This window comes from Deinococcus sp. Arct2-2, assembly GCF_004801315.1.
Lineage (GTDB): Bacteria > Deinococcota > Deinococci > Deinococcales > Deinococcaceae > Deinococcus.
The window spans coordinates 1-21,357 of the sequence record NZ_SSNW01000053.1 but is presented as its reverse complement, the minus strand read 5'-3'; the positions used below and the strand labels follow the sequence as shown (position 1 = coordinate 21,357).

Annotated in this window: 17 protein-coding genes and 1 pseudogene; 9 read left to right on the top strand and 9 right to left on the bottom strand. The window is 60.6% G+C overall.

Annotated elements, in window-relative coordinates; translation table 11 throughout:
• Positions 1-132 precede the first annotated feature (132 nt).
• The 6 genes from E7T06_RS18050 to E7T06_RS18025 all read right to left on the bottom strand — a co-directional run bounded on the left by E7T06_RS18050 (position 133) and on the right by E7T06_RS18025 (position 5,438).
• The gene (locus tag E7T06_RS18050) at positions 133-819 is read right to left on the bottom strand and encodes an anti-sigma factor (RefSeq protein WP_136367153.1); all 687 of its coding nucleotides are present in this window, start codon (positions 817-819) and stop codon (positions 133-135) included.
• A gap of 107 nt (positions 820-926) precedes the next feature.
• On the bottom strand, positions 927-1,496 hold the full coding sequence (locus E7T06_RS18045; protein ID WP_136367152.1) for a sigma-70 family RNA polymerase sigma factor: 570 nt from the start codon (positions 1,494-1,496) through the stop codon (positions 927-929).
• Between the two features lie 115 nt (positions 1,497-1,611).
• On the bottom strand, positions 1,612-1,869 hold the full coding sequence (locus tag E7T06_RS18040; RefSeq protein ID WP_136367151.1) for a twin-arginine translocase TatA/TatE family subunit: 258 nt from the start codon (positions 1,867-1,869) through the stop codon (positions 1,612-1,614).
• 115 nt (positions 1,870-1,984) lie between these two features.
• Positions 1,985-2,734: a ferritin-like domain-containing protein gene (locus tag E7T06_RS18035; protein WP_136367150.1), complete on the bottom strand. Its 750-nt coding sequence runs from the start codon at positions 2,732-2,734 to the stop codon at positions 1,985-1,987.
• Positions 2,735-2,804: 70 nt separating this feature from the next.
• Positions 2,805-3,584 (bottom strand): ferritin-like domain-containing protein, encoded by a 780-nt coding sequence (locus tag E7T06_RS18030; protein WP_136367149.1) that lies wholly within the window; start codon positions 3,582-3,584, stop codon positions 2,805-2,807.
• Positions 3,585-4,055: 471 nt separating this feature from the next.
• Positions 4,056-5,438, bottom strand: coding sequence for a transposase (locus E7T06_RS18025; protein WP_240741160.1), 1,383 nt, complete (start codon positions 5,436-5,438; stop codon positions 4,056-4,058).
• 95 nt (positions 5,439-5,533) lie between these two features.
• On the opposite strand from E7T06_RS18025, the gene E7T06_RS18020 reads away from it, so the two are divergent.
• The 3 genes from E7T06_RS18020 to E7T06_RS18010 all read left to right on the top strand — a co-directional run bounded on the left by E7T06_RS18020 (position 5,534) and on the right by E7T06_RS18010 (position 9,603).
• Positions 5,534-6,496: an RluA family pseudouridine synthase gene (locus E7T06_RS18020; RefSeq protein WP_136367147.1), complete on the top strand. Its 963-nt coding sequence runs from the start codon at positions 5,534-5,536 to the stop codon at positions 6,494-6,496.
• Between the two features lie 215 nt (positions 6,497-6,711).
• Positions 6,712-7,275: a DUF6022 family protein gene (locus E7T06_RS18015; RefSeq protein WP_136367146.1), complete on the top strand. Its 564-nt coding sequence runs from the start codon at positions 6,712-6,714 to the stop codon at positions 7,273-7,275.
• A 93-nt stretch (positions 7,276-7,368) separates the two neighbouring features.
• Positions 7,369-9,603, top strand: coding sequence for an excinuclease ABC subunit UvrA (locus E7T06_RS18010; protein WP_136367145.1), 2,235 nt, complete (start codon positions 7,369-7,371; stop codon positions 9,601-9,603).
• Positions 9,604-9,716: 113 nt separating this feature from the next.
• Here the strand turns inward: E7T06_RS18010 and E7T06_RS18005 are convergent, their stop codons facing one another.
• Complete coding sequence (locus E7T06_RS18005) at positions 9,717-11,027, bottom strand: IS701 family transposase (protein WP_136367144.1); 1,311 nt, start codon at positions 11,025-11,027, stop codon at positions 9,717-9,719.
• A gap of 50 nt (positions 11,028-11,077) precedes the next feature.
• On the opposite strand from E7T06_RS18005, the gene E7T06_RS18000 reads away from it, so the two are divergent.
• Positions 11,078-11,863 carry an IS982 family transposase gene (locus tag E7T06_RS18000; RefSeq protein WP_136367143.1) on the top strand — a complete coding sequence of 262 codons (786 nt, stop codon included), beginning with the start codon at positions 11,078-11,080 and terminating at the stop codon, positions 11,861-11,863.
• 35 nt (positions 11,864-11,898) lie between these two features.
• Here E7T06_RS18000 and E7T06_RS17995 read toward each other — a convergent pair.
• Positions 11,899-12,868, bottom strand: a pseudogene (locus E7T06_RS17995) (IS630 family transposase).
• 412 nt (positions 12,869-13,280) lie between these two features.
• On the opposite strand from E7T06_RS17995, the gene E7T06_RS17990 reads away from it, so the two are divergent.
• The 4 genes from E7T06_RS17990 to ilvC all read left to right on the top strand — a co-directional run bounded on the left by E7T06_RS17990 (position 13,281) and on the right by ilvC (position 19,327).
• Positions 13,281-15,131 carry a DEAD/DEAH box helicase gene (locus E7T06_RS17990; RefSeq protein ID WP_136367142.1) on the top strand — a complete coding sequence of 617 codons (1,851 nt, stop codon included), beginning with the start codon at positions 13,281-13,283 and terminating at the stop codon, positions 15,129-15,131.
• Positions 15,132-15,799: 668 nt separating this feature from the next.
• Positions 15,800-17,509 (top strand): biosynthetic-type acetolactate synthase large subunit, encoded by a 1,710-nt coding sequence (gene ilvB / locus E7T06_RS17985; protein WP_168733630.1) that lies wholly within the window; start codon positions 15,800-15,802, stop codon positions 17,507-17,509.
• Positions 17,506-18,126, top strand: a complete 621-nt coding sequence (gene ilvN, locus E7T06_RS17980) for an acetolactate synthase small subunit (RefSeq protein ID WP_168733628.1) — start codon at positions 17,506-17,508, stop codon at positions 18,124-18,126. The genes ilvB and ilvN overlap by 4 nt, the downstream gene beginning before the upstream one ends.
• A 190-nt stretch (positions 18,127-18,316) precedes the next feature.
• Positions 18,317-19,327, top strand: a complete 1,011-nt coding sequence (gene ilvC / locus E7T06_RS17975) for a ketol-acid reductoisomerase (protein ID WP_136367141.1) — start codon at positions 18,317-18,319, stop codon at positions 19,325-19,327.
• Between the two features lie 63 nt (positions 19,328-19,390).
• On the opposite strand, the gene E7T06_RS17970 is transcribed toward ilvC, so the two are convergent.
• The gene (locus E7T06_RS17970; RefSeq protein ID WP_136367140.1) at positions 19,391-20,044 is read right to left on the bottom strand and encodes a hypothetical protein; all 654 of its coding nucleotides are present in this window, start codon (positions 20,042-20,044) and stop codon (positions 19,391-19,393) included.
• A 220-nt stretch (positions 20,045-20,264) separates the two neighbouring features.
• Here E7T06_RS17970 and E7T06_RS17965 point away from each other — a divergent pair, with 220 nt between their 5' ends.
• Complete coding sequence (locus tag E7T06_RS17965; protein ID WP_136367139.1) at positions 20,265-21,245, top strand: hypothetical protein; 981 nt, start codon at positions 20,265-20,267, stop codon at positions 21,243-21,245.
• Positions 21,246-21,357 lie beyond the last annotated feature (112 nt).

The window sequence follows — 21,357 nt, the reverse complement described above, 5'->3', positions numbered from 1 at the left end:
GTGGGAGACGGGCGCTCCAAGGGAGCGGGGTGAGGGGGCCGCCCAATAAAACTACCCTCTCTACCACCCAAAACGCCGCCCAAATCCAGAGCGGCGTTTCGATCATTCTTGGTTTTTACCCAGCTCAAGTCCCTACAACTGACGCACCAGAATAGGCTTGGTCGTCGGCTGTTCGCTGCCTCCGGTCGGTTCTACACTCACGGCGATGGTAGCCCCAGCTTCCAGCCCCTTGATCTCGATACCCTGCCCGTCGAATACGCCCAGCGAGGCCGGTTTGCCTCCCACGATTTGCCAGAGTTGGTACACGCGGCCCGCATCGGCGGCGCTCGACAGGTACACATAAGCGCGGCCATCGGGCAGGCGTACCAACTGGCCCAAGTTTTTGCCCTCGGCCTCCAGAGACTCGGTCACTGCACCGGGCGTATTGGCGTACTGGCTCACGGGGTCGGCGGGGCGCATCAGCAGCACGGCGGTGACTGCGGCGGCCAGTCCCAGCGTTGCCAGCAGCGGCCACAGCGGGCGGCGGGCGGGCGGCGATACAGCTTGGGATGGCGCAGGGAGCGGAGTGGTCACCAGCGGTGCAGTCGGGCCAGCGGCGATACGTTCGGCGTGTAGGCGGGCCATCAGGCGGTCTTCGGCTCCGGCGGGCACAGGGCTGTCGGGCAACGATTCGCTGAGGGCCACCAGTGCGGCGAGGTCGGCGTCCAACTGCGCCCGGAGGGTCGGGTCGGCCTCAATGGCCGTCCGAACGCGCACCTCTTCTTCAGGCGGCAGGATGCCGAGCGCGTAGGCGGTGAGTTGATCCTGATCAATGGTCACGCGTGTTCACCTCCTTAGGGGCGCAGAAAGACACGGGAAAGCAGAAGGGGGGCGGGGTGGGAAAATCAGGAGCCTGACTTCGTGGCAGTGGATTCGGTGCCCATGAACTATGGGCCAGTGGATTCCGAGCGGGTGGACTTGGCGGGCGCGGCCAACGCGGAACGCATCCGGTCTAAAGCCAGCCGTAACCTCGATTTTACAGTGCCAATCGGTAACCCTGTCAGTACTGCCAATTCGCTGTGCGAATGCCCTTGATAGTAGGCCAGTTCCACGAGGTGCCGTTGGTTGGCATCTAGGACATCTACGGCGCGGGAAGCCAGAATCCGGTCGGTGGGGTCGCTCGCCGCAACGGGCGCGTCCCAATCTTCTATTTCCAGCGGGGTATCGGGACGGTCTCGCAGCTCCTGCAAAAAACGGTGGTGGGCAATACTGACCAACCAAGTCTTGACGCTGGCGCGGGCCGAATCGAAGCGGGCGGAGTGCTTCCAAGCGTTCATAAAGGCGTCTTGCACGCAGCTTTCTACGTCGTCGGGCTGCCGGAGCATCCGGGTTCCCAGCGCGTACAGCAGGCGCGAATGCCGGGAATGCAACTCTTTGAGGGCGTCCTCGTCACCCTGAGCCATGCGGGCAATCAGGGCCTCGTCAGGCGGGTCAGGGATCGGGCTGGGAGTGGTCATAGGTTCAGATGCAGCCTAACAGCCCTGCGGCCAGAACCTATGTACCAACCTCTACGCTGAACCTTAACGTGCGCTGAACAAGCTGGGGGCGTGTGGCCCCGAACTTAGGCGTTGCTCAGGCCTGAGGAGCGCGGGGAGTCACGGCGCTAGGAGCTACGGCAACGGCCACAGGCTGCGCGTCCAGCACGACGGGCGCGGGCACAGACTCGCGCAGGCCACCGTCCAGTTCGGCCTTCAGGCCAGCCGTTCCCTTGCGAAATTCGCGCAGGCCGTTGCCTAAGCTCTTGCCCAGTTCCGGTAGTTTGCGGGGGCCGAAGACCACGAGGGCGACAATCAGAATCAACAGAATTTCAGCGGGGCCGATGTTGGGCATGGGAAGAACCTCTTGGGTATGAAAGGGCGAGGGAACAAATTTGGTACGACAACGGAGGCCGCCGACGACACACGGCCTCCGAATTGATCTGTGCTGACCTGTTGGCCTCTTAACCTCAGGCCTTGATCAGTGGCCCGACGATGGCCAAGACTTCTTCCATCGTGAGGGGTGTCCACAGCGCGGTGGGCGAGGGCGAGTAGTTGGCGTCGAAGTCGCCTGCCGAGGGGCTGGTGGGCTTCGCGTCGCTTTGAGGAGCAATGGACGTTTGGCGCGTGGGGGCCGTGTTGTAGCCGAGGTAAACGCGCAGTTCCTGAATGCCCGAAACGTGGTTGGCTTCGACGGCCAGAATGCTGGCTGCGGCAGTGAGCACCGCGCCGTTTTGCACGCTGGGGGCTTGCCCAAGGTACGCACGCACACCCACTGGCTCGATGCTGGCGGCCAACTGCAAGAACACTTGATCGTTCACGCCGCTGCCGTCACCGATCAGGGGAGAAAAGTCGAAGGTGGGCTTGGCGACGGGGGTTCCGCCCAAAGAACGGATGGTGGCGGCGAGGCCGTCTACGTGCGCCCGCTCGTGGCTGGCGAGTTGCTTGGCGTATTCCTTCACGCGCAGATTGGTCAGTTTGCCTGCCAGTGCGCCTGTGTCGAAGGCCGTGTAGAACTCGGTTTCCAGATATTCGAGGGTCAGCGCGTAGTTCAGGATCGCCAAATCTTGCGCGACGCTTTTGGTGGCGGGGCTGGTGGCGGCGAGGGCCGAGAGGTTCAGGCCGCCCAGCGCGACTGCGCCCGCAGCGGTCAGGCCAGCGGTCTTCAGGAAGGAACGGCGGGCATTGGGAGTGGGAACACTGGGGGTTTCGGTGGTCATGTGGGACTCTCCTTGATGAGGATTAATCGCGGATTGAAACGGCGTTCGGACTGACGATTCAGTAGATGAACTACTTGATGACTGGGCCGACGATAGCCAGCACCTGCGCCATCGTCAGGGGCGTCCAGAACGCCGTGGGCGTGGGCGAATAATCCGCGTTGAAGTCGGCCACATTGGTGCTGGTGGGGTTGGCATCGGTTTGGGGCGCGATGCTGGTTTGGCGGGTGGGGTTCTTGTGGTAGCCCAAAGACACGCGCAGTTCCTGCACACCCGAAACGTGGTTGGCTTCTACAGCATGAATGGCAGCGGCGGCGGCGATCAGGTCAGGGTTGCTGAGGCGGGCCACTTGGCCGAGGTAAGCACGCACACCCACAGGCTCGATGGTGGCGGCCAACTGCAAGAAGGTCATGTCGTTCTGGCCGCTGCCGTCGCCGATCAGGGGAGAAAAATCGAAGGTGGGTTTGGACACAGGCGTGCCGCCCAGCTTGCGAATGGTGGCGGCGAGGGCCTCTACGTGTGCCTGCTCGTGGCTGGCAAGTTCTTTGGCGTATTCCTTGGTGCGGGCGTTGCTCAGTTTAGCGGCCAGTGGGCCACTGCTGAAGGCCGCGTAGAATTCGGCTTCCAAGAATTCCAAGGTCAGCGCGTAGTTCAGAATTTCGAGGTCTTGTGCTGCGCCCGCACCCATCGAGTTGCTCATGCCGCTGCTCATGCCCATGCTGGGGGCGCACGAAACGAGGGCCAAACCTGCGCCGAACAGTCCAGCGTAGCCGAGGAACGAACGGCGGGAATTGGTGCCGGTGCTGGCAACAGTGTCGGTAGCGGGGGCAGGCGTGGTGTGCATGTCTTCCATAGGGGTGACCTCCAGCAAAGATTCCTGTCTGCGTATGCCCGGAGCGGCCTCCGGTGAGCAAAAGGGGGGCGGTGAGCCGCGTGACCTGCAAGTGCCGGTCAGATTTGACGCTCACCCAGTTGTATGCAGTGCGGGACAAATTGGATCACTTGGCCCGTGCTGACCCCGGCTATGAAGGAGTGGTGAAGGGAATGGGGGCGGCTGGGTTGGGAAGAGGCGTCTCCGGGTGCTTTGTCTAAGGGTCTAAGGAAGGGCAATCGCTGGCGCTCACTCACCCCCTCCCCGGCGCTCCCCCCTTGAGGGTGGGGGAGCCAAACCACGCCTCTGGCCCTTTGCCGTTAGCCCTCGCCCCTTGCGGGACTCGCAGAGCTGCGCCGCAGAGAGGGGCGCTGCATATGGAGCGGGGTGAGGGGGTCACCAGTAACCGAACCCGCCCCAACACCTTAGCTCGACTTTGGCCATTGAGGAGGGTCAGGCGGCATAGCAGAGCGCGTCTGTGAGGCGCTCGATGAACTCAAGTGGGACTTGAACCATTTCGCGTTCTGGTGCAGATGTGCGAACAGTCGGCACCTTCCACAAGGCTCGCCGAACCTCAGCGAGCGCATCAACGAAGGTCGGCAGAGTCTTGGCATACCAGGCGGCTCGACGAACCCTGACGGGATGACTCTTCCAGCGTTCGTGGGCCATCAGGGTGACGCGAGAGAACAGCCCCAGCAACGCTGGGGTTGTTCTGGCAATGGCCAGATCAGTCCACTGCCGCTGTGTTTCCACGCCCAGGTGTGCTCGAACCTCTTCACAGGTGACCTCAAGTTGCCAGCGCTGCACGAAGTACTCCAGCATCTGCCGTGGGGTCTGCAGCAGATCCGTGCAGAGCAGGGCCTGGGTGGAGAACTTGCCCTTGGGATCACGGATCAAGACCCAACGCACCCGAAGGGGTGGGAGGCCCGTGTGATACCAGACCGCCGTCTGAGAAATGATGTCCACCTCCCGATGGATCTCCCCGTACCAACGACTCAAGCGGACGCGCTCCCAGCGCGTCTGTGGATCATGAACCAGGGAGGCGAGGGTGGGAAGACGGTCGCCTTTCAGCCGGGGTCGGCCCATCTGGCCAGCCGCTCGATCGGGTGCTGGGTCGTAGAGCGCCGCATCCAAGCGAAGCTTGGTGATGACGGTTATTGGACGGTCTTGCTGGAGGTCGGAAAGCCACCTGATAGCCGCGTAGGCGCTGTCTGCTACCACGATCAGTGGCCGTCCAGGACACCACCGCTGGACCAAGCGAAGCATCTGCCGAGCCCAGTCCGTCAGACTCTTCTGCCGGTGACCGCGTTCTTCGTTGTACCGCTGTGACGCTACCAGTACCGTCAGGAACGGCAGCGCCCAGATACGATGGGCCCAGGGAATGGGGGTCAGCAGCATCAGGCTCAGCCAGCGGAGCCCGCTGGCCTTGACGAAGTGCCCGTGACTGGACCGCACCGGATCTCGGTAGATGCCCTTGGCGCTGATCTTCGCTCCAGTGCGTCGCTCTATGGTGTCGTCCAGACCGAGGACGAGCGGTCCTGAGGGCACACAGGCCGTCACGAGCAGCCCGAGCAGCACGCGACTGGCTTGGAGACTCGACCAGCGCGCCCGACTCAACAGGCGGTGAAACGTCCCGAACCTTGGGTCGTCCGCCAAGCCGAGCACCCGCAACGCCGCGGTCACCGTCCGTTTTCCAGGAGAGCGCAGCGCCCCGACCACCAGGAGGTGCACCTGCGGCCAGATGCGCGCCGAAAACAGTGGAGCGAAGCTTCGCAGAACCCCCGTGAACCAAGTCGGAAGCCGTGTCATGCTCAAGTCTGACAGGGGAAGCAGCATGCTGCTTCCCCTGTCAATGGCCAAAGTCGAGCTTAGACCCTCGACTTTTAGACCCTTAGACCTCCCCCACCAGTTGGCGGGGTACACTGCCCGCCGTGTCAGACGCCTCCCCTCCCCTAGAATTCACCGCCACCCCCGGACGCCTCGACTCCGTGCTGTCTGCTCTGGCCGGAGCCAGCCGATCCCAAGTGGCCGCGTGGATCGGGGGCGGGCATGTGCGGGTGGGCGGCCAAACCGTATCTAAAGCCAGCCTGAAACTGCGCGGCGGCGAGAGCCTGAGTGTGGATGTGCCGCCGCCCGCTCCGTCGCAGGTAGAGGCCGAACACGTCCCGCTAGACGTGCTGTACGAAGACGAATTTATGATTGCCGTGAACAAACCCCCCGGCATGGTCACGCACCCGGCCCCCGGCGTGTACACGGGAACGCTGGTGAATGCCTTGCTGGGCCGCTTCGCCCTGCCGCAGCAAGAAGGATTTGATGAAGAAGGCGGCTACCGCCCCGGCATCGTGCACCGGCTAGACCGCGAAACCAGCGGCGTGATCGTGGTGGCGAAAACGGTGCAGGCCCACGCCCGCCTCGCTGCCAGTTTCAAAGACCGCGAGACGAGAAAACTGTACTTGGCGATTGCCGCCGGATCGTGGAAGGCCGACCATCCGGTGCAGCTTGACGCGCATATTGGCCGCCACCCCATTCAACGCCAACGGATGACCGTCGGCGGCGCGAATCCCCGCGAGGCCCAAACGGTCTTTGCGCCCCTCAGCGCCCACCCGGACGGACACGGGCGCACGTTGGCGCTGATCCGGGCCGCGCCACGTACAGGCCGCACCCACCAAATCCGGGTGCATCTGGCGCATTTGGGCAGCCCCATTCTGGGCGACACCGTGTATGGCCGCCCCAGCGAATTTATCTCGCGCCACGCCCTGCACGCCCAATTTCTGACCCTGCCGCACCCCGCCACTGGGCAACCGCTACATCTGCACGCCCCCGCCCCCGACGACATCATCAGCGCGTGGATCGCCGTGGGTGGAAACCTGCCGATTGGATTGGAACGGGACTGAGCGACGCTTGACTCCCAGTCTACTTAGAGCTTAGAGAAAATCGACTCTAAATCTCTAATTTTTACCATTATCATAGGCAATCTCGCTTATTGCCTTTGTTGCCAACTCTGATAGACTTGGAAACTGCTGTCAAGTCTTTGAGCCTGCGCTTGTGCTGAATTTATCTTGTGCCGCGATGCCCTAAATACCCGGTTCGGTCTGTTCAAGGAGCGCCTATGACGCAAGAATTCCCGACTCAAGCCGCATTGGTCATTCCCACGCCTGCCGACATTCACACCCTCGCGGCTTGGGCCGATGCCCACCTAGAGTCGCGCTGGCAAGGTATCCTGACCGAGTACCGGGCCAAATTGGACACGGCTTACGCCAAAGCCGGAGACATGGCCTACGGCACTTATCAGCAACTGCTATTCCGGCCCATCAAGCAGGCGCTGCGTGAAGCGGGATTCGGCACCCAACCCGCTTTACCGGGCGATTTCGGGCGCTCACGCGAGTGGGGCAACGCCGACGAAACCCATCAGGAACGCTGGATGTGGAGCGTGGTGACGGGGCCGGACGGCACGCCGCTGGGAACGCTGGTACATATCGTGCCGCACGATCACAGCCAGTTTCGCATTCCCCAACGCCCCAGCATCTTCGGCCTGACCCAAACCGACTTGCCCGATATCGAGGCGGCCCTAAGTGAGTTGTCTCCCCACTTTGCGGCGGCCCAGCCCTTTGACGAGTGGTACGCCGAGTATCTGGCCGGGCAGGAAAAGCCGCCTAAAGTTAATAAAAATTAAACTTGTTGTGGAATCATTTTCACATATTTCTCAGAAAGACTGGAGCGGCCGGGTCACAGTGATTCGGTCTATCGCCGCACGTCAGGGAGCCACATGACAGATCAACAGTTCATCCAGATTCGGGGCGCACGCGAGAACAACCTTAAAAACATTTCGCTGGATATTCCCAAGCACCAGATCACGGTGTTTACGGGCGTGTCGGGATCGGGCAAGTCGTCATTGGTGTTCGATACCATCGCCGCCGAAGCACAGCGCCAACTGAACGAGACGTTTACGGCCTTCGTGCAGGGTTTCATGCCGCATTACGGCCAGCCCGACGTGGATTCCATCGAGTTTCTGAACGCGCCGATCATCATCAACCAGAAGCGCATCGGCGGCGGCTCGCGCTCTACGATGGGCACCTATACCGACATTTCGGCGTTGCTGCGCCTGCTCTTTTCGCGTGTGGGGCAGCCTTACGCCGGGCCAGCCTTCGCCTTTTCCTTCAATACGCCGCAGGGCATGTGCCCAGAGTGCGAAGGCATCGGCAAAACCGTGCAGCTTGATATGGACGCTTTCCTAGACCGCCGTCTATCCCTGAATGGCGGCGCAATTCTGCACCCGGATTTCAAGGTGGGGAAGTTACTCTGGAAAAGCTACGCCCTCTCTAACCAATTTGACCTCGATAAGCCTGTGCAAGACTACAGCGAAGCGGAGTTGCACAATTTGCTGCACGGCGACGGCGAAAAGGTTGATTTGGGCATGGGCTACCTGAAATATGAGGGCTTGGTAGACCGCTTCAACCGCTCGTACATCAAGAAAGATTCCGGCGCGATGTCAGAGCGCAACAAGGCCGTGTTCGAACAGTTCGTGAATACCCAGACTTGCCCAGTCTGTCACGGCGCACGGCTCAATCAGGCGGCGCTGGACTGCCGAATTGACGGGCGCAACATTGCCGAGTGGTCTGACTTGGAAGCCACCGAACTGATTGAGGTATTGCAGGGCATGAGCGACCCGGTGGCCGTAAAGGTGGCTGCCAAGCTGCGCGAACGCATTCAGCACCTCATCGAAATCGGGCTGGGCTACCTGAGCCTCAGCCGCGAAACGGCCACGCTGTCGGGCGGCGAATCGCAGCGCATCAAGATGATTCGGCACCTCGGCAACAGCCTGACCGACATGCTGTACATCTTGGATGAACCCAGCGTGGGCCTGCACGCCCGCGATGTGGCCCGCCTGAACGGACTCTTGCGGCAACTGCGCGACAAAGGCAATACGGTGCTGGTGGTAGAACACGACCCGGACGTGATCGCGGTGGCCGACCATATCGTGGACATCGGCCCCAAAGCGGGCACGCACGGCGGCGAAGTGGTGTTTGAAGGCTTGGTGGCCGACTTGCAGAATGCCGACACTCTCACCGGACGGTTTTTGAGTCAACACCTGCCAATTAAGACCAACGTGCGGAAGGCTACTGGACACCTGAAGATTGAGGCAGCAACCCTCAACAACCTGAAAAACGTCTCGGTGAACGTGCCGACAGGCATTCTGACGGTGGTCACGGGCGTGGCAGGCTCCGGCAAAAGCACCCTGATCAACGACGTGTTTTTGGCCCAGCATCCCGGCGCAATCGTGATCGATCAGGGCCGCGTGGGGGCCAACAGCCGCTCGGCTCCGGCCACCTACACGGGCATCATGGACGATATTCGTCAGGCGTTTGCCAAAGCCAACAAGGTCAGCGCGTCCTTGTTCTCCTTCAATTCGGAGGGCAGTTGCCCGGAATGCAGCGGCCTCGGCGTCATCTATACCGATCTGGCCTTTATGGAGGGCATGACCACGCGCTGCGACGCCTGCGAAGGCAAACGCTTTAAGCCCGAAGTGCTGGACTACCATCTGCGCGGCAAAACCATCAGCGACGTGCTGGAAATGACCGCCGAAGACGCGCTGGCCTTCTTTACCGAAAAGAAGGTTCGTGCGGTGGTGCAAGCTATGAACGACGTGGGTTTGGGCTACCTGAAACTGGGGCAACCGCTGAGTACGGTGTCGGGCGGCGAGGGCCAACGCCTGAAACTGGCGACGGAACTGCACAAACAGGGCAGCGTGTACGTGATGGACGAACCCACCACCGGGCTGCACCTGTCGGATATCGGCCTACTGATGAGCATGATTGACCGTTTAGTGGACGCTGGGAACACCGTGATCTTGATCGAACACCATCTGGACGTGATTCGCCAAGCCGACTGGATCATCGATCTGGGGCCAGAAGGTGGCAGCGCAGGCGGGCAAATTTTGTTCGAGGGGCCGCCCGCGTTGCTGTCCCAGTCGGAGCGGAGTATTACGGGGCAGTTTATTTGAGGCCGAGTCAGGGCCACTGTTGATTCGGCTGAGCAATATTCACCGCGAATAGGGGTTGACTTGCGCGGCGAGATATGAAAAAGGGACGGTGCTTATCTGTACTTCGGGAAAACTCAGGGGCCGCTGAAAAGACCAGTACAGGAACAGCAGATCATGCAGCGAACTGGCAGGAGTGCTCCTGCCAGTTCCTCTCGAATTGCAGGCACAGAGTCGCCTCTCAGGTCATCCGGTTGGCTGAGTCGCAACCACTGGAGGAACAGCAGAGCCAGCATGCACAGCAGAGCATGGTGATGTAAACCACGCCATGAACGCCCCTCGAAATGATCTAGCCCCACCTCCTGTTTCAATTCCCGATGAGTCAATTCGCAAGCCCAACGCCGCTTGGTCACCTCAACGAGGTGCTCAAGCGATGTCTCGGGCGGAAGGTTGCAGGCGTAGTACTTTCGCTCACCACCGCGCCTTTCTTCTCCGATGATCCAGGCGACTTGACCTGGGAGGTGTTGCCCTTGCCGATATTCTGTGCCATCAGCGAGGCACACGTATTGAGCAGCAAATCGGCCAGAGAGCGGGGCTTTCGTTCCTTGCCGCCACACCACCTGATGCCAAACCGCATCCGCCAATGTCTCCCGGACAGTCTGACGTGGTCGAGACGGTGTCGGGTACTTGGAATGCCGTCCGTGAACAGGTTGAACGCTGAGCAGGAGTTGAACATCGGCGGGATACACCTTCTGCGTTGAGTGGATGCCGACAGACCACTGAAGATGACGTTCGCTGAGGCCTTGCCTGAAGGCGGCAGTGGCCCCGTAGCCTGCATCTGCAAGCACCAGACCGAAGTTCAACTGTGGCCGAAGACGATCAAGTTCCTCCAAGGCAACGGCCCACTTGCTCAGCATTTGCTGGTGTTCCTCAGGAACACCAGCGGCTCTCATCCGCTGCAGATCACCCGTCCAGTCGCGGGGAAGAAAGAGGCGCAGACTGACTGGAATGGGAAAATTGTGCTGGGCAAGCGTGAGCGAAATTAAGCACTGGCACTGAGTTAAGCCACCCACTTGTCCCGAGTATTGCTTGGTCACCCCGACCGACTTCGTCCCAAATTTAGTCAAGCAGGTATCGTCGATGATCAGCACGGCATCCTGCCCACCGAGAAGTGCGTTCGCGCGCTGAAGGAACAAGGGTTCAAGAGTGGCGGTGCTCCAAGGGCTGTCCGTGATGAAGTGTTGAAACTGATCCTCGCTCCCAGGAGCAATCCATTGGGCCATCGGCGTCATGCTTTTTCGACGAGCCATGCTGCACAAGCCTTGAACATACAGTGGCGCGAGACGACGTTGCGCCTTGTGCGGGAACTGACTCTGAAAGGGCTCGAACCAGCTTGGAAAATGGCGAGTCCAGCGCGGCAAGGGGCGACGCATAGTGAAGACCAGCATCGTTGATGCTGGTCTTCTTGTCACGCCCTAGGTTTTCCCGAAGTACAGTTATGGGCCGTCCCGATCTCACTGTACTGCCGCTCCCGACCGCTGTCACCCTGTTGAGCCGCTGGATCACGCCTCGTCTACCCGAAAAACTATTGCACGCACACGAGAAAATTTCTGATGCCGACTTGGTGGCTGTGGCGCTGCTCCAGAAGCTTCATAAGGCCCCCTATTTCAGCCGCTGGTGGAGCCTGCTCAAACTCAATCACTTCGCCCACTACCCCTCCGAACCGCAAGCCCGGATTCGGCTCGCTCGTTTGGCCCCGGTGATCGAACAACTGGCCACCGAAGTCCAGAGACTGGACTTCGTGGCTGTAGATTCCGAGCCGCTCCCGGTGTGCACCTTCAAGCGTGCGCCACGCTGTAAATTCCCTGGGGCACGTCACGGATTTAGCACCGCTGGCTCCGTCTACGGCTTCAAACTACACGCGTGGAGCGCCCTGAACGGCAGGATTGTGAAGTATGACATTCGCCCAGCCAACGCGCATGATTTTACCGTGCTGTGGGAAATGAACCGAGCTTGGCCCGCTTACGGCGGGCCAAAACAGATTGGGGACAAGGGCTATCAGTCCGGAACGTGCTTGACCCCTCCAAAAGCCAATGCGAAACAGCTTGATCCGCGCTGGAAAGAGGAGTATGCCGCGGCGAGAAAGTGTATTGAGTCCGCCTTCTCCGTGTTGGTGGGGGCCGGGGTGCGCTGGGGACAGGTCAAAACCTACCTGAGCCTGCGTTTGAAAGTCGCACTGCATGTCCTCGCGCATAACCCGAAATTCATGGACATTGGTGCTTAAACCGGGAACTGTCAACCCCTATTCGCGGTTATTCACTAGAGCATTTGACATAAGAAGATGTCAGGGAAGACGTGGGTGAACCAGTCAAAGACATCTCGTAAAGAAACGGCATCCAGGGCATCCGAAATCCCCTGAAGCAGTGCTGGAACTTCTCGCCATTCACCCGCGCGAACGCGGGCTTTGACTTTGGAAAACATCTGTTCGATGGGATTGAAGTCAGGGCTCTACGGGGGCAAGAACAGCACGACACAACCCCTGGCTTCAATGTGCGTCCGAACGGACGCACGGTGATGTGCCGAGAGGTTGTCCAGCACCACCACTTGTCCAGGGGTCAAGGCTGGGCACAGGATTTCTCGTACGTACCACTCGAAACTCACGCCGTTCACCGCGCCCTCCAAGATCAGTGGGGCAACGGGACCACTGGCCTGCAACGCGCACACGAGCGTTTGATTGCGTCCCCAGTTGCGGGGCACCGAACAGACCGCGCGCCGTGTCCGGTGCGCGCGACCATACCCCCGAGTCATCGCTGTATTGAAGCCACGTTCATCCAGAAAGACCAGCCGGGCCGGAGTCTGAAGGGAGGGCTTCAGGTCATTCAGGAACTGCTGACGCAGTTCCTCATTCCGTTCGGCGGCGACCCGCGTTTTTTTTGTAGGTGATGCCATGTCGCCGGAAGACCCGGTCGACTGTCCGGTAACTGATCTTGAGCCCGGTCTTGGCCTCCAACAGGCGAGCATGCTCTTCCAAGGTCGCGTCAAGATGCTCCTCCAGCTGCTGGAGGAGCATCTGCTCATGCTCGCTCTGCACGCTCGAGCGACGCCCGGTCGGGCGTTTGACTTGTGAGAGCGTGCCCGCCTCATGTTTCCTCAGATATAACGCGATGGTCCGAACATCGACTCCGAACGTTTGGGCCACCCATGGATGATTTTGCTCGTTCAGTGCAGCCGCGACAATCCGTTCTCGGAGATCAATGCTGTACCCACGTGCCCCGACCCGTTTTCCCATCCTCTTATTCTGTCAAATGCTCTAGTGGCCCAGTTTGGCGAGCATTTGGCGTTGACGGTTCTGGGTGAAACCCCCCCGTTGCTGGCGCAACGCCCCCCTCAAGGGGAGGACAACAGCTTTTGCGCTCCCCTTAAGGGGGGCTGGCTGCGAAGCAGACTGGGGGGTTCACCTTCCACCTCAACGAAACTTGTCTTGATGCCATCTGGCACGCGCCCCAGCCCCAATCAAAAGCACATCTCCCCAAAGCTCCCAGCACCCCCCTTGACCTTTCCCTAATATCTGTGTATAGTTTCAATTCGTGCGCCGCTTAGGAAGTGCCTAGCGGCTGGAAGGTGCCCCCACATTCAGGACATGCTGCCGATCAAAGGCATTTGCGAGTCACTGGGGCTGTGCTTTCCCGAAAGGACTACAAATGAACTTTGATCAATTGATCGCGCCCGAACTTGCGGCGCGCCTCGCTGAACGTGGCATTACCGAAGCTAGCCCTATTCAGGCAGAAACCCTGCCCCATACCCTGGCTGGCAAAGACCTGATTGGCCGCGCCCGCACCGGTACCGGCAAAACGCTGGCCTACGCGCTGCCCATCATCATGAAGCTGGACGCCAGCCGTGAGCGTGGCCGCGTGCCCCGCGCCATCATCGTGGCCCCGACCCGCGAACTGGCCAAGCAAGTGGCCGAAGAATTCAGCAAAACCGGCGGCGACCTCGTGACCGTAACTGTTTACGGCGGCGCAGCTTATGCGCCCCAAGAAAACGCCCTGCGCCGTGGCGTGGACATCGTGGTAGGCACTCCGGGCCGCCTGATCGACCACCTCGAGCGCGGCAACCTTGACCTGAGCGGCATCGAATTCGCCGTGCTGGACGAAGCCGACGAGATGCTCAGCGTGGGTTTTGCCGACGCCATCGAAACCATTTTGCAGCGCACGCCTCCTACCCGCCTGACCCAGCTCTTCAGCGCCACCCTGACCGACGACATCCGCCGGATCGCGCGTCAGTACCTGCGTGAGCCTGTGCTGGTTGACCTCGTGGGCGAAGGCAAGAGCCAAGTGGCCCAGACCGTAGAGCACTTGAAGGTGAAAGTGGGCCGCAGCCGCACCCGCGTACTGGCCGACCTGCTGACCGTCTACAACCCCGAAAAAGCCATCGTGTTTACCCGCACCAAGCGCGAAGCCGATGAACTGGCGATGGAACTGATCCACCGTGGACTGGAAGCCGAAGCCCTGCACGGCGACCTTGCCCAGAGCCAGCGTGAACGCGCCCTCGGCAACTTCCGCAACGGACGCGCTGGCGTACTCGTCGCTACCGACGTGGCCGCCCGTGGCCTCGACATTCCCGAAGTGGACTTGGTGGTTCAGTACCACCTGCCCCAAGACCCCGACAGCTACGTGCACCGTTCGGGACGCACGGGCCGCGCAGGCCGCACCGGCACCGCCATCGTGATGTACGGTGACCGCGACGGACGCGAAATGAACGGTCTGGAGCGCGTGACGGGCGTGCGTTTTATCGAGCGCCCTCTGCCTACCCCCAAAGAAGTGCAGTCTGCGAGTGCCAAAGCCTCTGCCGACCTCGTGCGTCACGTCGATCCTGCCGCTGCCACGACCTTCCAAGCCGAAGCCGAGCGGTTGTTCAGCGAACTGGGTCTGGAAGCACTGGCCCGTGCGCTGGCCAAGATCAGCGGCGTCAGCGAGCCTGTGAAGGCCGCGAGCCTGCTCAGCGGTGAAGAAGGCCTGACCACCATCATCCTGCACGCCGAGCGCATGAGCGTTCCCCGCGCAGTGGCCGTCATTGCCCAGAACTGCGACGCCGATACGCGCCGCTTGGGCCGTGTGCGTCAGTGGCGCGGCGGTGCCGTGGCCGACGTGCCCAGCGAGTACATTGCCAAGCTGTTGGCGGCCAGCCCCCTCGGCGGAGAAGTCACCGTAGAAGTGGCGCAGGAACTCCCCGAATTGTTCGAAGCCCCCACCCGTGAAGGTCGTCAAGGCGGCTATCAGGGCGGCAACCGTGGCAACCGCGACGAAGGCGGCTACCGTGGACGCGGCCAGAGCGGCTACCAAGGTGGCGGTCAAGGACGCAGCCAGAGCGGCAGCAGCCAAGGCGGTTATCAGGGCGGCGGACGCAGCCAGAGCAGCGGCGGCTACCAAGGCGGCGGACGTAGCCAAGGTGGCAACGGCGGCGGACAAGGCGGCTACCAGCAGCGCGGCGCACAGGGCGGACGCCCCCGTGAAGACTTCGCAGACCGCGAATTTGTTCCTGCCGGACGCTAAAGCCTAAGCGAGTTTTAGAACTCCAGATGAATGCCCCTGCCGAAAGGTGGGGGTGTTTTCTTGGTGTGTGGGCGTTGTTAGGGAGTGAGTCTAAGGGTCTAAAAAAGGCAATCGCTGGCGCTCACTCACCCCGCCGCTGACGCAGTGCCCCTCTCCCACAAGGGGCGAGGGCTAAAAGCAAGCACAAAGGCTTGGTTTAGCTCCTCACCCTTGAGGGGGGAGGCTGGGAGGGGGTGAGTGAGCGCAGCAATTGCCCTTCCTTAGACCCTTTGACCAACCACCCTGCAACCCTCCCCTCCCCCACCAAACGCCCGTTTGTGTCCCGCCCCGTAACGCCCCGGCCGCCGCTGTGGTCTAGACGCACCTTGACCCGCCCCCCCCGCAGACCGTAGGGTAAGGGCATGAGTGCGTTCCGTCTCGTGGTGGTAATTCTTAGTTTCGGGGGTTGTGTCCGAGGCTGAGCGCCACCGCGTGCCACCACACACCCCCGCCCAAGCGACAGGGCGGGGGATTTTTTGTTCAACAGCAAGGTCAGCAGCACAACAAACATGCAGAAAGGTAGGACTTACAGGGGAGGCACACAGATGACGCAGGGCAGCGGGCAGGACACCGAGCAACAGCACATGGAGCAGCAACCTTTGACCGGGCATGAGTTAGACCGGGGCAGCATGACGGGCGCGAAAGCACTCTGGGCCACGCTCGCCAATCACGGTATCAGCACGGTCTTCGGGTATCCGGGCGGCGCGATTATGCCCGTGTACGACGCACTCACTTTTTACCCGGAGGTGCGGCATGTGCTGGCCCGCCACGAGCAGGGCGCGATTCATGCCGCAGAGGGCTGGGCCAAAGCCACCGGAGAAATCGGCGTGTGTATCGCCACATCCGGCCCCGGTGCGACCAACCTAGTGACCGGACTGGCCGACGCGATGCTCGACAGCGTGCCTCTGCTGGCAATTACGGGCAACGTGGCGCGGCACCTGATGGGCACCGACGCTTTTCAGGAAGCCGATATCACGGGCATTACGCTGCCCATTACCAAGCATAACTACGTGGTGCGCGACGTGGAAGAACTGCCCCGCGTGATTGCCGAGGCCATCCGGATTGCGCGGAGTGGCAGACCCGGCCCCGTGCTGGTAGACATTCCCAAGGATGTGCAGTTGGCAGCGTATGCGGGCGAAGTGGCCTACCCGCACGCCCGCCCGGAGCATCCCGCACCCAAACCCGAAGCGATTGCGCGGGCCAAAGAACTGCTGCTGGCCGCCAAAAAACCCGTGATCATGGCGGGCGGCGGCTCGCTGGACGCCAGCGCTGAAATTACGGCATTGGCCCGCGCTTGGGATATTCCCGTGATTACCACCCTGATGGGACTGGGTGCGTTTCCTTCCTCTGACCCCCTGTGGCTGGGCATGCCGGGAATGCACGGCAGCGTGGCCGCCAACCGCGCCATCAGTGAAGCCGACGTGCTGCTGGGCATCGGCCTGCGCTTTGATGACCGCGTGACGGGCCGCGTGAACGGCTTTGCGCCCAACGCTGCGATTATTCATGTGGAACTGGACGCCGCCGAAATTGGCAAAATTGTGCGGGTGGGCGTGCCGGTACGCGGGGACGCGGTGGTGGCCGCCAAAATGCTGACCGAAAGCGCACAGAAACTTGACCTGCCGGAGTGGCGGGCACAAATTGAGGAATGGAAGAGCCGCACGGTCACGCCCACCGAGTGGGGCGCTGGATTCGCCGTGAAATCGGTGGTAGACCGCCTGCGCCCCGACGACATTCTGAGCAGCGACGTGGGGCAACACCAAATGCTGGCCGCGCAACTGGCCCGCTTTGAAAAGCCGCGCCGCTGGATCAATTCGGGCGGGCTGGGAACGATGGGCTTCGGCTTTCCGGCAGCCATCGGCGCAGGCATGGCCGAACCCGGCGTGACCAGCATCGTCATTGCGGGCGACGGCGGATTCCAGATGACCTTACAGGAACTGGCGACCCTCAAGATGTACGACATCCGCAACGTCAAAATCTGCATCATCAACAATTCTTATCTGGGCATGGTGCGCCAGTGGCAAGAACTGTTCCATGAGAAGCGGTACAGCGAAGTGTGGCTGGGCGACTCCAACCCCGATTTTGTGAAACTGGCTGAAGCCTACGATGTCCCCGGCTACCGCGCCTCCAACGCCGAGGAACTGTCCGGCGTGATCGACGCTTGGCTGGCAGACCCCAAATCGGCCCTACTGGAAATCGTAGTGCCACACGAACACGGCGTGTTCCCGATGGTTCCGGCAGGCGCGGCCCTTTACGAGATGATTGAAACCGAGCCGCCCCGCAAGCAGCCCGACCTATCGGCGGAGATGAAGGCAGCGGCAGAAGAGGCCAAAAACGCATGAGCGACTACACGATGACCGAGCAGCCCAAAGACCACCTCGTTTCGGCGTTGGTGCGCGACGAACCCCGCGTGCTGACCCGGATTACGGCCCTGTTCGGGCGGCGCGGCTACAACATTCGCAGCCTCAGCGTGGGCGCAACCGAGCATCCCGGCCTCTCCCGCATGACTTTCGTGGTCACGGGAGACCGGGGCGTGGTGGAACAAGCCATGCGCCAACTGGAAAAACTGCATGACGTGGTAAGGATCATCGACCACAGCTTGGAAAAATTTGTAGACCGTGAATTGGTGCTGGTCAAAGTGGCGATTTCGCCCGACAGCCGAGTAGAAGTACGCCAGATAGCCGAAGATTTCCGCAGCCGAATCGTAGATGTGGGCCGCCACGCCCTGACCTTTGAAGTCACGGGCGACGAGGGAAAAATCACCGCTTTTATCGAGCAGATGCGCCCGTTCGGAATTCTGGAAACCATGCGAACGGGCCGCATTGCCCTCACACGCGGCAGCAACGCCGACATTCCCAGCCACGTCTACCATGATGGAGAAACTGAAACGTTGCGCCCAGCGGTAGAAAGTGTGGAGCCGAGGGAAGAGCGGGCGCGGGATGTGCCGAATTTGTTCTGAGAGTTGAGGTTCTGGGTGAACACCCCCGTTGCTGACGCAACGCCCCCACTTAGAGGGGAGGACAACAACTCTTTTGCGCTCCCCTCTAAGGGGGGCTGGCTGCGACGCAGACTGGGGGGTTGCCCTTCAACCCCATCCTTACCTAGCCCACACTCCCCCACCCACCCCCGCAATACAGGAGAATCTACAAATGGCTGCAACGATGTTCTATGACCGCGACGTGTCTCTCGACTCTATCCAAGACAAGCTGATTGCGATTATCGGCTACGGCTCTCAGGCGCACGCACACGCACAAAACCTGCGTGACAGCGGCCTGAACGTGGTTGTCGGCCTGCGCGAAGGCTCCAGCAGCAAGGCCAAAGCCGAGCAAGCGGGCCTGAAAGTGGTCAGCATCGAGGAAGCCACCAAAACGGCAGATGTGGTCATGCTGCTCATTCCCGACGAGAACCAGCCAAAAACCTATGCCGAAAGCATCGAGCCGCACCTGACCGCAGGCAAAGCGCTGGCCTTTGGACACGGCTTCAACGTGCATTTCGGACGCATCAAGCCCCCCGCCGATGTGGACGTGTACCTCGTGGCCCCCAAAGGCCCCGGCCACATGTTGCGCCGCGTGTACGCTGACGGCGCAGGCATGCCCGGTATTTTTGCCGTGCAGCAAGATGCTAGCGGAAAAGCCCGCGAGATCGCCTTGGCCTACGCACGCGGCATCGGCTGTACCCGTGCAGGCGTGCTGGAAACCACCTTCAAGGAAGAAACCGAAACCGACCTCTTTGGTGAGCAGAGCGTGTTGTGCGGCGGCGTGACCCACCTGATTCAGGCTGGATTCGAAACCTTGGTGGAAGCAGGCTATCAGCCTGAAATCGCCTACTTTGAAACCCTACACGAAGTCAAACTGATCGTAGACTTGATCTACGAGAAGGGCTTTGAAGGCATGCGCCACAGCATCAGCAACACCGCCGAGTTTGGCGACTATGTGACGGGCCCGCGCATTATTACCGATGAAACCAAGGCCACCATGAAAGACGTGCTGACCGATATTCAAACCGGAAAATTTGCCGAGCGGTTTATTGCCGACGCCGAGAGCGGCTTCCCGTACATGAATGAGCAGCGCAGCAAAATGCGCGACCACAAGCTGGAAACGGTGGGCAAGGAACTGCGCGACATGATGCCCTTCATCAGCAAGAAGGCGCTGGAAGTCTAAACCGACAGCAACAAAAAGTGGCCCGTTTCCCATTGAGGAGGCGGGCCAATTCCGTTGTTGAGATTAGGGTTTGGGCGTGTAGAGCGGCACGGCGGGCGCGTCTCCATCAATTTTGCTACTGAAATACACCCACCAGACGATCCGCGCCGAGGGATTATTCTTCGCCTCAGCAAAAGCAGCCTGCGAGGAGTCATTTCCCTTGAGAAAATACCAGCTATAGACAGGCGTCCAGACATTGAGTCTAGGCGCAGTCTTCAGCAACCCTTCGCTGCCGCCACCCAATCCAGCGGCTCGGCTGCCCATGCCCATACACTGCTTCGTCAGATTGGTTTCTGAAGCGGTGCTAGCTCCCAAGAGAGCCAATTGCTGATTGGGCGCACACGGCTGAATTCCGGGCAAAACCAGAGGAGCCGCGCTGCTCCCCCGGCCAATCGGATCGCCTGCCAAGCCCACGATCAAGCGGATCGGGGTTTTGAAATCGTAGACAGAGAGGCTATGGAAGCCCTGATAGAGTCCTGAATCTTTCTCGTTTGCCGCACCAAGTTGGCTGACGACCCGAATCGTGGCCCTTTTGCTGCCTACGGGGGCCGTGACCGTGACTGCCTGAAAGTTTCCCAACAACGCCGACAATTCTGCCGCGTTGAGGGACGAGAGGCTCTGGCTGGAAGCGACCGGAAGAGTGAGGAAGGCCAATAAAATCCCGCTATGAAGTCGCACGGGGGCAGTGTACTGGGGTAATGGAGCGACAGCGGCATAAAGTTTGGTCTAGTTTCGATACCTACTGACTGAACAGTCGCAAATTATGCAGATGTGCCCAACCAAAGAGCGTCAAGAGGGGCACACCTTCATGGGGGCATATCTAGACAGATAAATATCTTTGTGGGCATGAAAAAGTTCACTGAAGGGATATGACCTTCATTAATCGGGCGGCCCGCCTATGAGTTGGATGCTTGGGCGACGGCTGGTCTCAAGCCTAAGCTTGCTGGCCGCCCTGTTGATTTGGTCACAGGCCAGCGCACAGCAGGCGTTCACGACGCGCTACAGCAATCCGTCTGCCAACGGCGACATCGTGCTGATCGGCAACGTGAATTACTACTGCACCACTGACAAACCGCCCGCCAGCACCAGCGAAGCCACCAAATGTGCCAGTGCCCGCGCTGTTGTGCCGGGAAATATGGCCAACACCGTGACCAACAATCAGGTGTATTTGGTCAACAGTGACACCGACAAAGACCCTTCTACCATCAATTCCAGTTCGGCCACCCTGACCGTGCCCTCCACGAGCAGCATTTTGTTTGCGGGGCTGTATTGGAGCGGCAGTTCAAGTAGCGCCATCAACCGCCGAAGCGTATCGTTTGGCCTTCCCGGACAGGCGGTGAGTCCACTGACGGCGCTCACCACCAACGTCGCCAGAATAGGCAACACCTACCAATCGTTTGTAAACGTGACGGCACTGGTGCAGGCCGGGGGCAGCGGAGCCTATACGGTCGCCAACATCAACAGCACGCAGGGGGCGGGAACGTGGGCCAACTGGACGCTGGTAGTGGCCTTCAAAGATGTCGCCCTCCCCGTGCGGAATCTCTCCGTGTTCAATGGCTTGCAGAGCGCCGCAGATCCAAATTTTCCATTGGACATCAGCGTCAGCGGCTTCTTGACCCCTAGTGTCGGAGCCGTGAACAGCACGGTTGGCGTGGTGGCTTACGACGGAGACCGGGGAGCCGCCGAGGGAGCCGGAACCGGGGGCAGCCTGCAATTCGGAACCAACAGCGGCGCACTCAATCCGGTCTTCAATGCGGCCAACCCCGTCAACGACGTCTGCAACTCCACTATTTCAGCACTGGGAACAGAGATAACGGCGGGCCAGAATCCCACCTTTGCCAACACGCTGGGGCTAGACATAGATACCTTTAAAACGTGAGTTCGGGTTAAGCCTATTGGCGTAATATCGCTTTTCATTACGCTCAAAGACGAAAAGTTGGCAAGAGTTGAGGCTCACTGAGATGATTGGTTTGCACACCTACTCAGGAGCC

Excerpts from the sequence above, each read along its gene's own strand:
- ilvN (WP_168733628.1), top strand. The coding sequence starts at position 17,506 with ATGAGCGACTACACGATGACCGAGCAGCCCAAAGACCACCTCGTTTCG.
- E7T06_RS18010 (WP_136367145.1), top strand. The coding sequence starts at position 7,369 with ATGACAGATCAACAGTTCATCCAGATTCGGGGCGCACGCGAGAACAAC.
- E7T06_RS18045 (WP_136367152.1), bottom strand. The coding sequence starts at position 1,496 with ATGACCACTCCCAGCCCGATCCCTGACCCGCCTGACGAGGCCCTGATT.
- E7T06_RS17965 (WP_136367139.1), top strand. The coding sequence starts at position 20,265 with ATGAGTTGGATGCTTGGGCGACGGCTGGTCTCAAGCCTAAGCTTGCTG.
- E7T06_RS18025 (WP_240741160.1), bottom strand. The coding sequence starts at position 5,438 with ATGCTGCTTCCCCTGTCAGACTTGAGCATGACACGGCTTCCGACTTGG.
- E7T06_RS18005 (WP_136367144.1), bottom strand. The coding sequence starts at position 11,027 with ATGCTGGTCTTCACTATGCGTCGCCCCTTGCCGCGCTGGACTCGCCAT.
- E7T06_RS18035 (WP_136367150.1), bottom strand. The coding sequence starts at position 2,734 with ATGACCACCGAAACCCCCAGTGTTCCCACTCCCAATGCCCGCCGTTCC.
- E7T06_RS18030 (WP_136367149.1), bottom strand. The coding sequence starts at position 3,584 with ATGGAAGACATGCACACCACGCCTGCCCCCGCTACCGACACTGTTGCC.
- E7T06_RS18000 (WP_136367143.1), top strand. The coding sequence starts at position 11,078 with ATGGGCCGTCCCGATCTCACTGTACTGCCGCTCCCGACCGCTGTCACC.
- E7T06_RS17990 (WP_136367142.1), top strand. The coding sequence starts at position 13,281 with ATGAACTTTGATCAATTGATCGCGCCCGAACTTGCGGCGCGCCTCGCT.
- E7T06_RS18015 (WP_136367146.1), top strand. The coding sequence starts at position 6,712 with ATGACGCAAGAATTCCCGACTCAAGCCGCATTGGTCATTCCCACGCCT.
- ilvB (WP_168733630.1), top strand. The coding sequence starts at position 15,800 with ATGACGGGCGCGAAAGCACTCTGGGCCACGCTCGCCAATCACGGTATC.
- E7T06_RS18040 (WP_136367151.1), bottom strand. The coding sequence starts at position 1,869 with ATGCCCAACATCGGCCCCGCTGAAATTCTGTTGATTCTGATTGTCGCC.
- ilvC (WP_136367141.1), top strand. The coding sequence starts at position 18,317 with ATGGCTGCAACGATGTTCTATGACCGCGACGTGTCTCTCGACTCTATC.